The sequence below is a fragment of the Dickeya chrysanthemi NCPPB 402 genome, assembly GCF_000406105.1.
GTDB lineage: Bacteria > Pseudomonadota > Gammaproteobacteria > Enterobacterales > Enterobacteriaceae > Dickeya > Dickeya chrysanthemi.
The window spans coordinates 323,572-325,352 of record NZ_CM001974.1; the positions used below are offsets into that span (position 1 = coordinate 323,572).

Annotated in this window: 2 protein-coding genes; both read left to right on the plus strand. The window is 53.5% G+C overall.

The annotated features are described in order from the left end of the window. Nucleotides 1-497 (plus strand): HAD family hydrolase (locus DCH402_RS01535; RefSeq protein ID WP_050583244.1); only part of this gene is annotated, 497 nt, incomplete at its 5' end. Between the two features lies 1 nt (nt 498). Beyond that, complete coding sequence (gene trpS / locus DCH402_RS01540; protein WP_012768047.1) at nt 499-1,503, plus strand: tryptophan--tRNA ligase; 1,005 nt, start codon at nt 499-501, stop codon at nt 1,501-1,503. Nucleotides 1,504-1,781 lie beyond the last annotated feature (278 nt).

Sequence of the window (1,781 nt, forward strand, 5' to 3'; positions counted from 1 at the left end):
AGCCGACGGACAGGCAGATTCAGGACGCCCGAACGCTGTTCGATAAGTATTATGCCCGCACGGTAGACAGCGGCAGTCTGTTGTTCCCAGAGGTGCAGGACACACTGGACGAACTGGCCGGACGCGGCTTTCGTATGGCGGTGGTCACCAATAAACCGACGCCGTTTGTCGCGCCGCTGCTGGATATGCTGGGGATTGGGCGCTATTTCTCGCTGATTTTGGGCGGCGATGACGTCACCGAGAAAAAACCGCATCCGGCGCCGTTATATATGGTGCTGGGTAAGTTGGGTCTGCGGGTGAACGAATTGCTGTTTGTCGGCGACTCGCGTAATGATATACAGGCAGCCCGCGCCGCCGGATGCCCTTGCGTCGGTATGACGTACGGTTATAACTATGGCGAGGCGATCGCCCTGAGTCACCCTGACGTGGTGCTGGATCGCTTTGCGGATTTATTGACCCTTGATGGGTTATCCTTTTTAAACGATCAGGAAGCATGACATGAGTAAGCCCATTGTATTTAGCGGCGCACAGCCGTCAGGCGAGTTGACCATTGGTAACTACATGGGTGCGTTACGTCAGTGGGTCAATATGCAGGATGATTTTCACTGCATCTATTGTATCGTCGATCAGCACGCGATCACCGTACGTCAGGATCCGCAGCAATTACGCAAGGCGACGCTGGATACGCTGGCGCTTTATCTGGCCTGTGGCATCGACCCGCAAAAGAGCACGATTTTCGTTCAGTCGCATGTGCCGGAACACGCACAGTTGAGCTGGCTGCTGAACTGCTACACCTATTTTGGTGAGCTGAGTCGCATGACCCAATTCAAGGACAAGTCCGCCCGTTATGAGGAAAACATCAACGCCGGGCTGTTCGACTATCCGGTCCTGATGGCGGCCGATATCCTGCTGTATCAAACCAATCAGGTGCCGGTGGGTGAAGATCAGAAACAGCATCTGGAACTCAGCCGGGATATCGCCCAGCGCTTCAACGCGATTTACGGCGACGTTTTCCGCGTGCCGGAGCCGTTTATTCCTAAATCCGGCGCACGGGTGATGTCCCTGCTGGAGCCCACCAAAAAGATGTCCAAGTCGGATGATAACCGTAATAACGTCATCGGGTTGCTGGAAGACACGAAATCGGTGGTGAAGAAGATCAAACGTGCCGTAACCGATTCCGACGAGCCGCCGGTGGTACGCTACGATCAGCAAAACAAGGCGGGGGTTTCCAACCTGTTGGATATTCTCTCTGGGGTGACGGGGAAATCCATCCCCGACCTGGAGAAAGAGTTTGAAGGGCAGATGTATGGGCATCTGAAAGGCGCGGTAGCCGATGCCGTATCCGGTATGTTGAGCGAGTTGCAGGCGCGTTATCACCGCTTCCGTGATGATGAAGCTTTCCTGCAGCAGGTGATGCGCGATGGCGCGCAAAAAGCCAGCGCGCGTGCGCAGGAAACGCTGCGTAAGGTGTATGACGTGGTGGGATTTGTCGCACGTCCGTAACCTGATTTGCGTTCGTCGCCGTTCAGACAGCGCCGTCTCCATACCGGAGACGGCGTTTTTTATGGACGAATGGCGGGCGCATAACTGAAAAAAGAGTGTAAATAGGGCAACTGCCTAATCATAGGGCGGATAATTTTCACAAATGTTATAAATTGCCTAATGACCTCACAGCAGACTTCCTCAATAATCGATATAAATAAAACGCAATTTTATTAAATCAGCACTGTGTTTTTATTCTTGCCGCATACATAAAAGCCCGTGCTGGCAGGCGCTCCACC

Coding starts and splice junctions, on each gene's coding strand:
- trpS (WP_012768047.1), top strand. CDS start 499: ATGAGTAAGCCCATTGTATTTAGCGGCGCACAGCCGTCAGGCGAGTTG.